This is a genomic window from Streptomyces albospinus, assembly GCF_014648695.1.
Classification (GTDB): Bacteria; Actinomycetota; Actinomycetes; order Streptomycetales; family Streptomycetaceae; genus Streptomyces; species Streptomyces albospinus.
In genome coordinates, this window is record NZ_BMRP01000008.1 from 140,931 (window position 1) to 154,881 (window position 13,951).

Consider the following 13,951-nt stretch of genomic DNA (forward strand, 5'->3'; position numbering starts at 1 on the left):
CTACGGCTTCTGGAAGCCCGCCTGCTGGAGCAGCTGCTGCGCCTCCGGCGTGCTCAGCCACTTCACGAACGCGGCTGCCGCATCCGCGTGCTTGGAGGTCTTCAGGGTCGCGGCCGGGTAGGAGGCCACGGCGTTCTGCGCGTCGGGGATGTCGATCGCGTCGACCTTCTTCGGCGCGGTGGCGGCGTCCGTCTTGTAGACGATGCCGGCGTCCGCCTCACCGAGTTCGACCTTGCTGAGGACGGCGCGGACGTTGGGCTCCTGGGAGACCGGCTTGACGGTCAGCTTCTGGGCGTCGAGCACCTTCTTGCTGTAGCGGCCGACCGGCACCTCGGGGGCGGCCAGCACGACCTTCAGCTTGCTGTCGGCGAGGTCCTTGAGGCCGCCGACCTTCTTCGGGTTGCCCGGACCGGTGGCGATGACCAGGCGGTTCTTGGCGATGACGGTGGGCGTGCCGGCGTCCGCCTTCAGTCCGTCCATGGTCTTGGTGTCGGCGGTGACCAGGGCATCGGCGGGGGCGCCCTGCTTGACCTGGGCGGCCAGCTCCTGGGAGCCCGCGAAGGAGAAGTCGACCTTGATGCCCGGGTGCTCCTTCTCGTAGGCCGCGCCGGCCTTCTTGAAGACGTCGGTCAGCGAGGCGGCGGCGAGCACCGTGAGGTCCGTCTTGGCGGTGCTGCCACCGGACGCGTCGGCGCCGTCCTTCTTGCCGCTGCTGCTGCCGCAGGCGGCGAGCGGGACGAGGAGGGCGGCGGTGACGATCGCGGCGGCGGTGCGGCGCCCGGTGAAGAGGTGGGACATGGTGCGGGACTCCTTCTGACGCGGGGCGACGCTGTCGCCTCAGCGGTTGGGGACATAGCCGCGCCGTGGACGGGCGACGCCGCTGGTGCAAAACGGCCGGTCCCGTCGCCGGAACGACGGGGGATGGACCGGCCGGTGGTGCCGCGGGGGGGTTGGGAGGGGGCGGCTCAGGTGCGGTCGATGTGCACGCTGGTGGATTTCACCCGGGCGATGGCCTGCATCCCCACCTCCAGGCCGAGTTCCTCCACAGCCTCGCGGGTCAGCAGGGACACCAGCCGGTGCGGACCGGCCTGGATCTCGACCTGGGCGGCGACATCGCCGAGTTTGACGGCGGTGACGATGCCGGGGAAGGCGTTGCGCGCGGAGGTGTAGGAGGCGTCCTCCTCACCGCCCGCGGACTGGCCGACCTCGATGGAGAAGGCGGCGAGGTCCCGGCCGTCGATGAGGCGGCGACCGCTCTCGTCGCGGTGGGTGGCCACCTTCCCGGCGTCCGCCCAGCGGCGGGCGGTGTCCGGGCTGACGCCCAGCAGACGCGCCGCCTGGCCGATCGTGTAGGACTGCATGTGCGACAAGATATGAGGTATTGGCTCGCATTTACAATTCTTAAGGCGAAGCTATATAGCAGATGCCACCCTTATTGGAGGATGGGCCAATGGCCCGCCGGGGTGGCCGGAGGTCCCGAATGCCGTGGACCGCGGGCCCTATATCGAGGACCGAATGTCAAAAGGAATCCGTGCGGCTGCCCGACTAAAGTGACGAAGAGACAGCAGGACATTTCCTGACATTTCCCTTCGCGATGAGGCATTTCCCATGAGTCTGAGCATCCGTAACCAGATCCCCGGTACCGTCCTCTCCGTCACCCCCGGGGAAGTCATGGCGACCGTCAAAGTGCGTCTTGCGGGCGGCCAGGAAATCACCGCCGCCATCACGCTGGAGGCGGTCGAGGACCTCGGCATCACGGCCGGCTCGGCGGTCCGCACCCTCATCAAATCCACCGAGGTCGCCCTTTCCACCGGCCCGCTCGACGGGGTCAGCATCCGCAACCAGCTCCCGGGCACCGTCGTCGACGTGGCGACCGGCGGCGCCATGGCCGGGGTCAAGGTCGCCGTCGCGGGCGGCGAGCTGACCGCGGCGATCACCAGGGACGCCGCCGAGGACCTGAAGCTGGCCGCCGGCGCCGAGGTCACCGCGCTGATCAAGTCCACCGAGATCGCACTCGCCGCCGACGGCCGGGGCTGACCCGGACCAGGGCCCTGCCCGCCCTGACCCGTCGGACCGGCCCTAAGGCCAGGGCAGCGGCTCTGCGGGCGAGGGGCAGGGCCCGCACCAGATGCCGGTGATCGCGCTGATGTAGCGCGCCCCGCAGCGGTCGGACGGCACCACCAGCTGGCTGCCCACCGCGTCCAGCGGCCGGCCGTCCATCGCCGTGGCCAGAAGTACCGGCGCGTCGCCGAAGTCGGCGTCGATCTCGGCCCAGGACAGCACCGTGTGATGCCCGTCCCCGCCGGTGACGGCCAGCAGGAAGCGGGAGCGGTCCTTGCGCCGCCGGACGTCGAACGCCGGTCCCGCCTCGTCCATCACGTCCCGCAGCAGCGGCCCGTCGAAGGCGTGGTGCTGCGGCCCGTTCGTGGCGCAGTCGAAGACCACCGGGGCATGCCGCTGCGGCCAGCGCTCCCGCAGGTCGGCGACGGTCAGGGCCAGCGGGTGGCGCAGCTGACCGCTGATCAGGAAGCCCCGGGGGGCGTCGGGGACGTCCACGGGTGTGTCGGATGCGGCGGCGGTGCGGGGTGGCGGGCTGAGTCGGCTCATTCTGGTCCCCTTGAGGCGGTCCGCGGGGTGGCTGCCTCCTGTGATGCCCCACCGGCCGGTGACTCAATCACATATGCCATCCACGCACACATGTTTCCCTTGCGTAAGTGAGATGAAAGAGGACAAGAGGGCAGCATGTCCGAGGCCGCCCCCTGTGCGGCCCCCGAGCACACCGCCGCCGGTCACCTGCTCCTCACACCGACCCCTCGCGCGCGGGGTGCTGCCGCGCCGGGCGGCCGTCCTCCCCGCCGGCGGCGCGATGCTCCTCCAGGGCCAGCCACACCTTGTCCCGGAGGAACGGCACCTCGGTGAAGCGCACCCCGGTGGCGTCCCGCAGCGCGTTGCCGAAGGCCGGCGCCACCGGATTGAACGGGCTCTCGCTCATCGACTTGGCACCCAGCGGACCGATGGCGTCCGAGGTCTCCATGAAGTGCACCTCGGTGCGCGGGACATCGGCGTAGGCGGGCAGCCGGTAGCGGCGGAAGGCGGGGGTGAGGACCTTGCCGCCCCCGTCGACCAGGACCTGTTCGAAGAGGGACGCGCCCAGCGCCTGCGCCACGCCGCCCTCGACCTGGCCGCGGCACTGCATCGGGTTCATGACCTTGCCCGCGTCGGCCGAGTGGACGCTGCGCAGGATCTTGATCTCACCGGTGCCGGGGTCCACGGCGATCCGGAACCACTGGGCGTTGAAGGCCACCGAGCGGGGTGAGCCGCCCCAGTGCCCGGCTGCCGCCAGCTCCACCGCCTTCTCCCGCGCGGCTTCGTGGAGTTCCTTGAGCGAGACCGTCCGCCCGTCGCACTCCACCGCGTCCGCCAGCAGCCGGCACAGGCTCCGCGGGGCCCTGGCGTGCTCCGCGGCGAACGACAGGATCCGCTCCGCCAGCCCGTTGGCCGCCTTCATCACCGCCTTGCCGGCCACCACCGTGCCGGCCGAACCGAAGGCGCCGGTGTCGTGGCGTACCACGTCGGTGTCGGACTGCCGGATGGCGATCCGGTCGACGGTGGTGCCCAGCGCGCCGGCGGTGATCTGCTTGTGGACGGTGGTGGTGCCGTTGCCGAACTCCGCGGTGCCGACGGCGATGTCGTACGTGCCGTCCTCCAGGAGCGTCACGGTGGCGTCGGCGTAGTGGCCGCCGGGCGGGCCGGTGGCGATCATCGACATCGCGGTGCCCTGGCCGACCAGCCAGCCCTCGGGGGCGTCCTCGGCGCTGCGGTCTGCGGCGATGGCGTCGCGGACGACCTTGAGGCACTGGTCGAGGCCGTAGCTGGCGATGTGCAGGTCCTCCTCCTCGCCGCCGGGGCTGATCATGTGCTCCCCGGGGCCGATGATGTTGCGCTCCCGGAAGACCAGCGGATCGATGCCCAGGCGCCGGGCGAGCTCGTCCATCGCCGACTCCACCGCGAAGGTGACCTGGCCCAGGCCGTAGCCGCGGAACGCGCCGGCCGGTACGCAATTGGTGTAGACGGAGAAGGCGTTGACCTTCTTGTGGGGCGCGCGGTAGACGGCCATCGACTCGCCGACGCTGTGGAACATCACCGCGGGGCCGTGGTTGCCGTACGCGCCGGTGTTGGAGACCACCCGCAGCTGAAGGGCCGTCAGGGTGCCGTCCCGCCGCGCGCCGGCCTTGATGCCGATGGTGAACGGGTGCCGGGTGGTGGCGCCGAAGAACTGCTCGGCGCGGGTGAACTCCAGCTTCACCGGCCGGTGCAGCCGCATCGCGGCCAGCACCACGACGTCCTCGGTCAGCATCTCCTGCTTGCCGCCGAAGCCGCCGCCGACCCGGCCCGCGACCACCCGGACCTCGTCCTGCGGCAGGTCGTAGAGCGCGCACAGGGCCCGCCGGGTCAGGAACGGGACCTGAGTACTGGAGCGGACCACGATCCGTTCGCCGTCGCCGTCCTCCTTCTCCTCGAAGTAGGCGAGGGCGCCGTGCGTCTCCAGGCTGGCGTGCTGCACCCGCTGGGTGCGGAAGGTCTCCTCGTAGACGACGTCGGCGTCCGCGAAGCCCTGCTCGACGCTGCCGACCTCGCCGTGCACCTCGCCGACGACGTTGTTCCCGGCGCGGGCGATCCGGCTCTCCGGGCCCTTGGGGTGGATCACCGGGGCGCCGGGCCGCATCGCCTCCTCCGGGTCGAGGACGTACGGCAGTCGCTCGTACTCGACGGCGATACGGCGGCAGCCCTCCTCGGCGGCGCCCTCGCTGTCGGCGACCACGGCGGCCACCCGCTGCCCGACGAACCGGACCACGTCGTCCAGCACCCGGGTGTCGTCCGGGTCCTCGGTGGGGTGCTCGTGCCGGGCCGAGGAGAACAGCCGCTCGGGGGCGTCGTGGTGGGTCAGGACGAGGTGCACGCCCGGGACGCGCAGCGCCTCCGCGGTGTCGATGGAGACGATCCGGGCGTGCGGGTGCGGGGAGCGCAGCAGCTTCATGTGGAGCAGCCCCTCGACCTCGATGTCGAAGGTGTAGCGGGCGGTGCCGGTGACCACCTGCGGCCCGGCCGGTGCGCCCAGGTTGCGGCCGACCGACTGCCCGGGGCAGGGCTCCTCGACGTGCCGGACGCCGCGGATGGCGTCCTCGATCGCGCGGTAGCCGGTGCAGCGGCAGAGGTTGCCCTTCAACGCCCGGGGAAGATCGCCGAGTTGGTCCTCGTTCAGCTTCGCCGTCGTCATCAGGAAGCCGGCCGTGCAGAACCCGCACTGGAAGCCCTGGGCGTCGAGGAACCTGCGCTGTACGGGATGGAGTTCACCGTCCGGCTCGGCCAGGCCCTCGACGGTGGTGACCCGGCGGCCCTCGGCCCGTACCGCCGGGTAGAGGCAGCTGTGCACCGGCTCGCCGTCGACATGGACCGTGCAGGCCCCGCAGTCACCGGCGTCGCAGCCCTTCTTCACCCCGAACCAGCCGCGGTCGCGGAGGTAGGTGCGCAGGCACTGGCCGGGGCGGGGCTCGGCGTCGAAGGGCCGGTCGTTGACGTGGAGGGCGAAGGTCATCGGGCACTCTCCCTGGTGAGTTCCGGGCCGTGGGCGAGTTCGGAGCGGATCTCCTCGGAGAGCCGCAGCGCCATGTGCCGCCGCCAGGCGGGCAGTCCGTGGATGTCGTCGAACCACTCGTCGTCGGCGACGGCCCGCGCCAGGGTGCCGCGCAGTGCGGCGGCGCTCGGCGGCGTCGGGAACCAGAGGCGGACCGGCCGGACGGTGGCGGCCGTGACGGTGACGGCGAGCGAGCCGTCCAGCGGGTCGTGGGCGCCGATGACCAGCGCTCCGGAGCGGCCGAGCCCGTAGAGGGAGACCTGGCGGAACGCCGTACGGCAGGTCAGCGCCCGGGCGGGCAGGGTGACCGAGCGGAGCAGCTCGCCGGCGCCGAGGTCCTTGCGGCCGGCGCCGGTGATGAAGTCGGCGACCTTGGTGCGGCGCAGGGAGCCGTCCTGGGCCTGGAGCAGGCAGCTGCCGTCGAGCGCGGCGGTCAGCGAGATCATCGGGCCGGCGGGCAGACCGTTGCAGAGGTTGCCGCCGACGGTCGCCATGTTCCAGATCTTGAACGAGGCCAGGAAGGCGCGGCAGCACTGCTCGAAGAGGGGTGCCGCCGGGACGCGGAAGGTGGCCGCGAAGCGGGAGAGCTGGGCGATGGTGCAGGTCGCGGCGATCTCCAGCGAGCCGTCCGGGAGCTGCTGGACCGGCTCCCAGCCCATCCGGCTCAGGTCCACCAGGCGCCGGATGTGGGGCTGCGGCTCGGAGAAGAGATAGGTGCCGCCACCCAGCCAGGCGTCGCCGGTGCGCCATGGGGTGCGCTGCCGGGCGTCGCGCACCTCCAGCACCGTGTTCAGATCCATGCCGCCGAGTGAAGCAACGCGGCGGCGGTCGGCACGACTGGTCCGCAGCACGGAAAAAGCACCAACGCCGCGGCCCGTACCTGGATGATCAACCAAGAAGGTTATGCGCTGCTGAGGCTTGCATTTACGATGCGATCACTCATATTCGCCTCGTGAATGTGAGATGCAGGGTTCCGCGCCCGGCAGCCGTCCAAGGAGCCAGCACATGCACGTCCACGATCTCCTCCAGCTCGCATCGCTCGATCTGTCCCTCCTGTGGGGCGAGGGCCCGCTGCTCACCCGCGAGGTCGGCGGGGTCACCGCCACCGACCTGGAGGACCCGACGCGCTTCCTCCAGCCGGGCGAGCTGGTGCTGAGCGGGCTGGTGTGGTGGACGCCCGGGGACGGCCGGGCGAAGGTGGACCGCTTCGTGTCGGCGCTGGCCACCGCCGGGGCAGCCGCGCTGCTGGCCGGCGAGGAGACCCACGGGAAGGTGCCCGAGGTCCTGGTCGAGTCCTGCCGCGAGCACGGCGTCGCGCTGCTCGCGGTCCCCGCGCACACCACCTTCCGGGCCATCACCGAAGCGGTGTACCTGCGCCAGTGGGGAGACCTCAGCCGCCGCCCCACCGATCACTACGCCCTGCCCGAGAACGTCCGCACCGAACTGGCCGGGCTGCTCGCCGAGGACGCCGCCCCGGACGCCCTGCTGGACCGGGCATTCGCGCATCTGGGCGGCCCGGCCTGCTACGTACTGACGGCGACCGGCCGGGAGATCGCCCGCACCCCGGCGGCTCCGGTCCTGCCGGCCGGTCGGGCGGCACAGGACCTGAGGACGGCGGCCGGCACCAGCCTGCGGATCGACGGGGACGCCGGGCCGTACGACGGCTGGTTCCTGCATCTGCCCGGTGCGGCCGACGCACCGCCGCGGGTGCTGCACGAGATAGCCGAGGTCATCGCCCAGCACCGGCACCACAGCGCACCGCGGCAGCTGGCCCGGCGGCGGGCGGCGAAGGAGCTGCTGGCGCTCGCCGACACGGGTGGCGCCGACGGCGCGGCCCTCGAAACCGCGCTGCACGCCTGCGGGTTGCCCGCCACCGGACCGTACCGGGTGGTGATCGCCGCGCTGGACGGCGACGAGCCCGGCCAGGCGGTGAGCGCGCTGGCCGAGGCGCTGCGGCACTCCCCCGGCGAGCCGTTCGCGGTCGGCCGGCTCCCGGGTGGCGAGGCGGCGGCCGTCGTCCGCGCCGGCACCGCCACCGGCACCGGCACCGATGGCCGCACCCCGCTCGCCGAGGTATGGCCGGCGCTGCACGGCTGCCGGCCGCAGACGCCGCTGCACGCCGGGGTCAGCGGGCCGGTCGCCAGCGCCGAGGGCCTCAACTCCGCGCTGGACCAGGCACGTTACGCCCTCGCGGCGGCCCGGTCGGCGGCGCCGGACGCCGCCGGGGTGACCTCCGTCGACGACCTCACCACGCTGGGCGCGCTGCTCGCCGGGGTCCCCGCAGAGGTCCGTGCGGCCTTCAGCAGCCGGGTCCTGGGCCCGCTGGCGCACGGCGGCAGCGCCTCGCACCGGATGCTGCTGGAGACCCTGGAGGTGTTCCTCGCGCAGCACGGCTCATGGGCGCGTACCGCCGAGATCCTGCATCTGCACGTCAACACCGTCCACTACCGCGTCCAGCGCATCGAGACGCTCACCGGCCGCGATCTGTCCCGGCTGGACCACAAACTCGACCTGCACGCCGCGCTGCTGTGCCGCTGACGGCACCCGGGCTCAACCGCGTTCGTCCGCCCGGTCGATATGGACATTGGTCGACTTCACCCGGGCGGTGGCCTCCACCCCGACCTCGATGCCCAGCTCCTCGACGGCCTCCCGGCTGACCACCGACACCAGCCGGTGCGGCCCGGACTGGATCTCGACCTGGGCGATCACATCGTCGAGGGTGACCGCGGTGACGATCCCGGCGAACGCGTTCCGCACCGACGTACGGATCTCGCCGGGCACCGGGTGCAGCCCCGCCGCCCGGTCCTTGGCGAACGCCGCCAGGCTCACCCCGTCGATCACGCGGTTGCCCGCGCCGTCCCGGTCCATCCGCAGCTGACCGCCGTCGGCCCAGCGGCGGACGGACTCCGAACTCACACCCAGCAGCCGGGCTGCCTGACCAATGCTGTACGACGGCACCCTCGCACTCTAGACCCATCGACCGGTCCCGCCGGTGCGCGCTCTCCCGGCCGGCCGGGAGGCCCCCTTCGCCGGCCGGCTCGCCGACGGCGCGTGAGGCGGGCGGCCCGCTGCCGAACGCCCGGGCCGCGGGCCCCACTCGCTCCCCGCAGCGGTCCGGCGACGCAACCTGATACAACATCAAACTACGGCATCCGCACGGCCGTTGGGCCGCGCTGACGGGGCGGACCGTCCGCGCATCCGCTCGGCCAGCGACTCCAGCGCCGGCAGCGCCTCGTGGAGCAGGCGCCGGCGGTCGGCGGTGAGAGCGGCGATCTCCTCGGCGAGGATGCCGGTCGTCTCCCGGCGTACGGTGCCGAGCAGGGCGGCCCCGTCGTCGTTCAGGCTGATCAGGCTGGCGCGCTGGTCGGCGGGGTCGGGGCGGCGGGCGATCCAGCCGCAGCCGTCGAGCAGGTCCACCATGCGGGAGGTGGTGGACAGCGCGATGTTCATCCGTGCGGCGAGTTCGCCGACCCGCAGCGGGCCGTGGGCGGCGAGCTCCGCGAGGGCGGCCAGCCTGCTGGGGGTGAGGTCCCGGTGCGGGGACCGGCCGCGGAGCAGCGGCAGCAGCTGCTGGAGCACGGCGCGCAGCCGTCCGGCGTCTTCGGCGGGCCCGGGCCGGTCCATCACGGGCTCCCGGTGCAGGGCGGGGGCGCGGGCGGCGCGGGGGCCGGATCCTCGGCGGCGGGCGCCGCGACCGGCTGCGGGCCCCGGCCCTCCGCGGGCCGCCGGGCCCGGTCGTCATGGACGTACCGGCCGCCGCGCAGCAGGGAGGCGACGGCGGCGATCAGACAGGCGGCGAAGTCGAAGGCGACTGCGAGTCCTTGGGCGAACGGCTGCGAGATCAGCTGGGGGAAGAACTCCCGGCCGGTGAGATAGGCGGCGTGGCCGGGCGGGAGATGGCCGAGGATCTGCGGGCCGAGCAGGGTGCGGACGGGGTTGTAGCCGAGCAGGGAGGCGAAGAGCACGCCGACCGGCGGGAGTCCGGCGATCTTGGCCGCGTCCGCCGCCGGCACGCCCTGGGCGGTGAGGCCGCCGGTGAGGGCGCCGGGCAGGGATCCGGCCAGACCGGTGATCATCAGGGAGAAGAAGATGCCGATGGACAGGACCATGGCGGAGTTCTGGAAGGTGGTGCTGATACCGGCGCCGACGCCGCGCTGGTCGGGCGGCAGGCTGTTCATGATGGCGGCGCGGTTGGGTGCCGCGAACAGGCCCATGCCGACGCCGTTGAGCAGGAGGATCACCGCGAAGCCGGGGTAGCCGAAGTCGACCGGCAGGGACTGGAGGGCGACGAACGTCCCGGCCGCGAGGAGCATCCCGCCGGTGGCGAAGGTACGCGCCCCGAACCGGTCGGAGGCCCATCCGGACGCCGGTCCGGCCACCAGGAAGCCCAGGGTCAGCGGCAGCATGTAGATCCCGGCCCACAGCGGGGTCTGGGTGAAGCCGTAGCCGTGCCGGGGCAGCCAGATGCCCTGGAGCCAGATGATCAGGATGAACATGAGGCCGCCGCGGCCGAGCGAGGCGAGCAGACTGGCCAGGTTCCCGGCGGTGAACGCGCGGATCCGGAACAGCCCCAGCCGGAACATCGGCTCGGCCACCCTCGTCTCGACGAAGCAGAACAGCACCAGCAGCGCCACCCCGCCCGCCAGCGCGGCGAGCACGGCAGGGTCGGTCCAGCCCATGGTGTGTCCGGCGTACGGCTGGATTCCGTAGGTGATCCCGACCAGTACGGCGATGAGTCCGGCCGCGAAGGTGAGGTTGCCCCACCAGTCGGGCCGGGCCGGGGTGCGGATCCCGGTGTCCCGCAGCTTCAGATACGCCCAGACCGTGCCGAACAGCCCGAACGGCACCGACACCAGGAAGACCAGCCGCCAGTTCAGCGGTCCGAGCAGCCCGCCCAGCACCAGCCCGATGAACGATCCGGCGATGCCCGCGACCTGGTTCAGCCCCAGGGCGAGCCCGCGCTGGTCGGACGGGAAGGCGTCGGTGAGGATCGCGCTGGAGTTGGCCATCAGCATGGCGCCGCCGACGCCCTGGAGCACCCGCATGGCGATCAGCCACAGGGCGCCCGCCGTGCCGTGCTGCCAGGTCACCGAGAGGAGTACGGAGAAGAGGGTGAAGACCGCGAAGCCCAGGTTGTACATCCGGGTCCGGCCGCACATGTCGCCGAGCCGGCCGAAGCTGACCACCAGGACGGCGGTGACCACCAGATAGCTCATGATCAGCCACAGCAGCAGCCCGGTGTTGCCGGGGTGCAAGGGATCCACGCCGATGCCGCGGAAGATGTCGGGCAGCGCGATCAGCATGATCGACATGTTGATCGAGACGATCAGCACGCCGAGCGTCGTATTCGACAGGGCGACCCATTTGCTTCCCACGGGACACCACTCCCACCGGGAATCCAGTTGCTTGACATCAACCAATCTAGAACGCCCCGACGGGTCCGGCCAGGGCTGTGGACCGTCTGCTGGAATGGGCCGATGGATCACGACGAGGTGCTCGCCCTGTTCGACCGTCAACTGCGCCGGGAGGCGCCGGCCGACTCCCCCGGCGCCCGGGTGGAGCGGGACGGACCGGTGGTGCGGCAGGTCGGCGGGCCCGACGACTGGAACGGTGTCCTGTGGTCCGGTCTCGACGAATCCACCGCCGGCCCGGCCATCGCGGCACAGGTCCGGTATTTCGCCGGTCTGGGCCGGGACTGCGAGTGGAAGCTGTACGCCCATGACCGCCCCGCCGACCTCGGCGACCGGCTGCGGGCGGCCGGGTTCGTGCCGGAGCCCCCGGAGTCCCTGATGGTGGCGCCGGTGCGCGACCTCGCCACGGATGCCGACCCGCCGCCCGGGGTGCGGCTCGTGCCGGTGACGGGTCCGGCGGGGGTGGAGCTGGTGGTACGGGTCCACGAAGCGGTCTTCGGGACGTCCGCCACCCGAATGCGGCACCGGCTGCTGGCCCGGCTCGCACAGGATCCGGACTCCCTCGTCATGACGGTGGCGATGGCGGGCGACACCCCGGTGTCCGCAGCCCGAATGGAGCTGACGCCGGGTAAGGACTTCGCCGGCCTGTGGGGCGGCGGCACGCTCCCCGCCTGGCGTGGACGGGGCATCTACCGGGCACTTGTGGCCCGGCGCGCCGAAATCGCCGCCGCGCGGAGGGTGCGCTACCTACAGGTGGATGCCACCGTTCAGAGCAGTCCGATTCTGCGCCGGCTGGGGTTCGCCGTGCTCGGCACGACCACGCCGTACGTCCGCAGGGCGTAGCGCCACATCGGTCAACTCTCTTGTTCTGTGGAGGAGTTGGGGAAGGGGGTGGGCCCCCGGTCCGTCAACACCGCGGCATCGGGGCTCCCCAGGGCCACCACTGATGGCATTAGTCCGGATTGCGGCGGTTTATGGCGGATGTAAGCCTGATACCCCATTCCTCGAAGGAGTTGATCGCATGGTTACGGATCGCACAGCACCGGGCGAAACCACCGCTCTGGCCACCGAAGTCGAGGGGCTGCTGTCCCCCGAAGAACCCGACGGCGTCTTCCGCGACACCCGCAAGTGCGTGGACGGGCTGCTCGCGCTCGGCCTGATCCTGATCTCGCCCCCCACCCCTCGCCCGAAGACTCACAGCTGAGGGGTAGTCCGTTGGCTGAACAGACGCAGGGAGCAGTCGCGCTCAGCGCTGTGATCGCCGATGCCGCAACCGGGGTCGCCCTCGCCCTCCAGGGCGGGGGCGACCCCTACGCACTGTCCCGGATCCTGCGGCAGGACGATCCGCTCGCGCCGGCCGCGGTCCGGGTACTGGGCGCCGACGCGCTCGCACCGTACGCGCTGGAACACCGGGCGGCGCCCGGCGGCGCGGACGACGAAGCAGTGGTGCGGCAGACGCTCGCGGCCTACCCCCCGGGGGCGGACGCCTCCGCGGTGTCGGCATGGAGCTACCGGGGCCTGGTGGAGGCGTCGCACGCCTACCTCCCCGTCGGTGACCAGCCCTGGCCACGGCCCCCCAAGGCCGGGTCCGACTGGATCGGCACCGACCCCTGGCCCAAGCTGGCGCACCGGGTGTCCCAGCTCGCCGCGCTGGCGCTGCCCGGCCTCGCGGCGGACCTGGCTGACCAACTGGCGGCGCGCACCGATGACCTGGCCCGCGGGTTCGTCCGGGCGGTACGCCGCCGGGACTGGCTCCAGGCGGCCGGGGTCGGCCGCTGGCTGGCCCGGCTCCCCGACGTACCGCCCACCCTCGGGCTGGACGCCGGGCTGGCGTTCGTCCGGCAGATGGGCGGCGCCGACCCCAGGGTCGCACTGCACGTCGTGGCGGCCCGGCGGTTCCACGGGAGGGGTTGGTGACCGGCGGCCGGGCCGACCCCGGGCTGCTGGACCGGATGGTCGGCAACAGCCTGGGGTGGCTGGAGGAGATGCGGGAGTTCTTCCGCCTGCCGCCGAACGCGACGACGGACGCCGATCCCAACCTCACCCTCAAACCGATCGGTGAACTGGCCCAACTCACCCAGCTCATCGCGGCGTCGCATCCCCGGGCCGGGCTCCGCGCCGCTGCGGACCGGCTGTTCGCCTTCGCCTGGCGGGAGACCCGTGAGGGGGAGCTGTTCGCCGAGCTGATCCGCGGTGAGCCCCACGCCACCTATCCCGTGGAGATCTACGGGGTGTTCGCGCAGTCCGGTCTGCGGCATCCGGCCGTCGAGGAGCTGGTGCCGGCCACGACCGGACTGCGCGGCTGGCGGGTGGCGCGCGAGGACCGCACCCGTACGCTCAGCGTGCTCAACGCGGAGCGGCGGATCGGACTGGCCCAGCACACCGACTTCGACGCGGAGTTCGCGCTGACCGGGCTGGGGCTGATGCCGGAGCCCTGGGCGCTGGACCGCAGGGCGGCCTACGGCGTGACCCATGACGTCTTCCATCTCACCGACTGGGGGCGCGACCGCCGGCGGCTCTCCCCCGAGCTGGCCGGCTATCTGCGGCTCTGGCTTCCCTCCTGGCTGGAGAACTGGCTGGAGGAGCAACTGTGGGACCTCGTGGGCGAGTTGCTGGCCGTGGCGGCCTGCCTGCCCGAGGCCCCGTACGATCCGGCGGCCTGGCAGCGGCTGGCCGGCGCGCAGGCCGCCGACGGCAGCGTGCCCGAGACGGGCGCCGCACCGCGCCCCGCCGACCGGGCCGAGGCGTTCTTGGCCTGCTACCACTCCACCCTGGTGACCGCGTTCGCCGGCACCCTCGCCCGTACCGCCCCGGACGGGGCCGAAGCCGGCCCGCTGGCCGGGGTCGCGGCGGGGGCCGGGCGGACGCCCTGCGAAAGCGAGGCGGCGCCGTGACCGTGCCGGCT

14 protein-coding genes are annotated in these 13,951 nt (G+C 72.6%); 6 read left to right on the top strand and 8 right to left on the bottom strand.

Features of this window, described 5'->3' with window-relative positions:
* The gene (modA, locus tag IEZ17_RS13775; protein ID WP_189299864.1) at window positions 1–798 is read right to left on the bottom strand and encodes a molybdate ABC transporter substrate-binding protein; all 798 of its coding nucleotides are present in this window, start codon (window positions 796–798) and stop codon (window positions 1–3) included.
* A 167-nt stretch (window positions 799–965) separates the two neighbouring features.
* A complete protein-coding gene (locus IEZ17_RS13780; RefSeq protein WP_189299866.1) occupies window positions 966–1,361 on the bottom strand; it encodes a TOBE domain-containing protein in 396 nt (131 codons plus the stop codon).
* Window positions 1,362–1,608: 247 nt separating this feature from the next.
* On the opposite strand from IEZ17_RS13780, the gene IEZ17_RS13785 reads away from it, so the two are divergent.
* Complete coding sequence (locus IEZ17_RS13785; RefSeq protein WP_189299868.1) at window positions 1,609–2,037, top strand: TOBE domain-containing protein; 429 nt, start codon at window positions 1,609–1,611, stop codon at window positions 2,035–2,037.
* A gap of 42 nt (window positions 2,038–2,079) precedes the next feature.
* On the opposite strand, the gene IEZ17_RS13790 is transcribed toward IEZ17_RS13785, so the two are convergent.
* The 3 genes from IEZ17_RS13790 to IEZ17_RS13800 all read right to left on the bottom strand — a co-directional run bounded on the left by IEZ17_RS13790 (window position 2,080) and on the right by IEZ17_RS13800 (window position 6,435).
* A complete protein-coding gene (locus IEZ17_RS13790; RefSeq protein WP_189299869.1) occupies window positions 2,080–2,607 on the bottom strand; it encodes a molybdopterin-dependent oxidoreductase in 528 nt (175 codons plus the stop codon).
* A 193-nt stretch (window positions 2,608–2,800) separates the two neighbouring features.
* Entirely contained in the window at window positions 2,801–5,596 is a 2,796-nt protein-coding gene (locus IEZ17_RS13795; RefSeq protein ID WP_189299871.1) for a molybdopterin-dependent oxidoreductase, read from the bottom strand.
* Window positions 5,593–6,435 (bottom strand): FAD binding domain-containing protein, encoded by an 843-nt coding sequence (locus IEZ17_RS13800; RefSeq protein WP_189299872.1) that lies wholly within the window; start codon window positions 6,433–6,435, stop codon window positions 5,593–5,595. The genes IEZ17_RS13795 and IEZ17_RS13800 overlap by 4 nt, the downstream gene beginning before the upstream one ends.
* Before the next feature lie 205 nt (window positions 6,436–6,640).
* Here IEZ17_RS13800 and IEZ17_RS13805 point away from each other — a divergent pair, with 205 nt between their 5' ends.
* A complete protein-coding gene (locus IEZ17_RS13805; protein ID WP_189299874.1) occupies window positions 6,641–8,173 on the top strand; it encodes a helix-turn-helix domain-containing protein in 1,533 nt (510 codons plus the stop codon).
* Between the two features lie 12 nt (window positions 8,174–8,185).
* On the opposite strand, the gene IEZ17_RS13810 is transcribed toward IEZ17_RS13805, so the two are convergent.
* The 3 genes from IEZ17_RS13810 to IEZ17_RS13820 all read right to left on the bottom strand — a co-directional run bounded on the left by IEZ17_RS13810 (window position 8,186) and on the right by IEZ17_RS13820 (window position 11,010).
* Window positions 8,186–8,593, bottom strand: coding sequence for a TOBE domain-containing protein (locus tag IEZ17_RS13810; RefSeq protein WP_189299876.1), 408 nt, complete (start codon window positions 8,591–8,593; stop codon window positions 8,186–8,188).
* Between the two features lie 180 nt (window positions 8,594–8,773).
* Window positions 8,774–9,259, bottom strand: coding sequence for a MarR family winged helix-turn-helix transcriptional regulator (locus tag IEZ17_RS13815; RefSeq protein WP_189299878.1), 486 nt, complete (start codon window positions 9,257–9,259; stop codon window positions 8,774–8,776).
* Entirely contained in the window at window positions 9,259–11,010 is a 1,752-nt protein-coding gene (locus tag IEZ17_RS13820) for an MFS transporter (RefSeq protein ID WP_229852246.1), read from the bottom strand. Before IEZ17_RS13820 ends, IEZ17_RS13815 begins: the two co-directional genes overlap by 1 nt.
* 102 nt (window positions 11,011–11,112) lie before the next feature.
* Here IEZ17_RS13820 and IEZ17_RS13825 point away from each other — a divergent pair, with 102 nt between their 5' ends.
* The 4 genes from IEZ17_RS13825 (at window position 11,113) to IEZ17_RS13840 (ending at window position 13,940) form a co-directional block, all read left to right on the top strand.
* Window positions 11,113–11,889, top strand: a complete 777-nt coding sequence (locus tag IEZ17_RS13825) for a GNAT family N-acetyltransferase (RefSeq protein WP_189299880.1) — start codon at window positions 11,113–11,115, stop codon at window positions 11,887–11,889.
* 178 nt (window positions 11,890–12,067) lie between these two features.
* Complete coding sequence (locus IEZ17_RS13830; protein WP_189299882.1) at window positions 12,068–12,250, top strand: hypothetical protein; 183 nt, start codon at window positions 12,068–12,070, stop codon at window positions 12,248–12,250.
* A gap of 11 nt (window positions 12,251–12,261) precedes the next feature.
* On the top strand, window positions 12,262–12,963 hold the full coding sequence (locus tag IEZ17_RS13835; RefSeq protein ID WP_373299807.1) for a hypothetical protein: 702 nt from the start codon (window positions 12,262–12,264) through the stop codon (window positions 12,961–12,963).
* On the top strand, window positions 12,960–13,940 hold the full coding sequence (locus tag IEZ17_RS13840; RefSeq protein ID WP_189299884.1) for a DUF6895 family protein: 981 nt from the start codon (window positions 12,960–12,962) through the stop codon (window positions 13,938–13,940). The genes IEZ17_RS13835 and IEZ17_RS13840 overlap by 4 nt, the downstream gene beginning before the upstream one ends.
* Window positions 13,941–13,951 lie beyond the last annotated feature (11 nt).

Excerpts from the sequence above, each read along its gene's own strand:
- modA (WP_189299864.1), bottom strand. The coding sequence starts at position 798 with ATGTCCCACCTCTTCACCGGGCGCCGCACCGCCGCCGCGATCGTCACC.
- IEZ17_RS13780 (WP_189299866.1), bottom strand. The coding sequence starts at position 1,361 with ATGCAGTCCTACACGATCGGCCAGGCGGCGCGTCTGCTGGGCGTCAGC.
- IEZ17_RS13785 (WP_189299868.1), top strand. The coding sequence starts at position 1,609 with ATGAGTCTGAGCATCCGTAACCAGATCCCCGGTACCGTCCTCTCCGTC.
- IEZ17_RS13790 (WP_189299869.1), bottom strand. The coding sequence starts at position 2,607 with ATGAGCCGACTCAGCCCGCCACCCCGCACCGCCGCCGCATCCGACACA.
- IEZ17_RS13795 (WP_189299871.1), bottom strand. The coding sequence starts at position 5,596 with ATGACCTTCGCCCTCCACGTCAACGACCGGCCCTTCGACGCCGAGCCC.
- IEZ17_RS13800 (WP_189299872.1), bottom strand. The coding sequence starts at position 6,435 with ATGGATCTGAACACGGTGCTGGAGGTGCGCGACGCCCGGCAGCGCACC.
- IEZ17_RS13805 (WP_189299874.1), top strand. The coding sequence starts at position 6,641 with ATGCACGTCCACGATCTCCTCCAGCTCGCATCGCTCGATCTGTCCCTC.
- IEZ17_RS13815 (WP_189299878.1), bottom strand. The coding sequence starts at position 9,259 with ATGGACCGGCCCGGGCCCGCCGAAGACGCCGGACGGCTGCGCGCCGTG.
- IEZ17_RS13825 (WP_189299880.1), top strand. The coding sequence starts at position 11,113 with ATGGATCACGACGAGGTGCTCGCCCTGTTCGACCGTCAACTGCGCCGG.
- IEZ17_RS13830 (WP_189299882.1), top strand. The coding sequence starts at position 12,068 with ATGGTTACGGATCGCACAGCACCGGGCGAAACCACCGCTCTGGCCACC.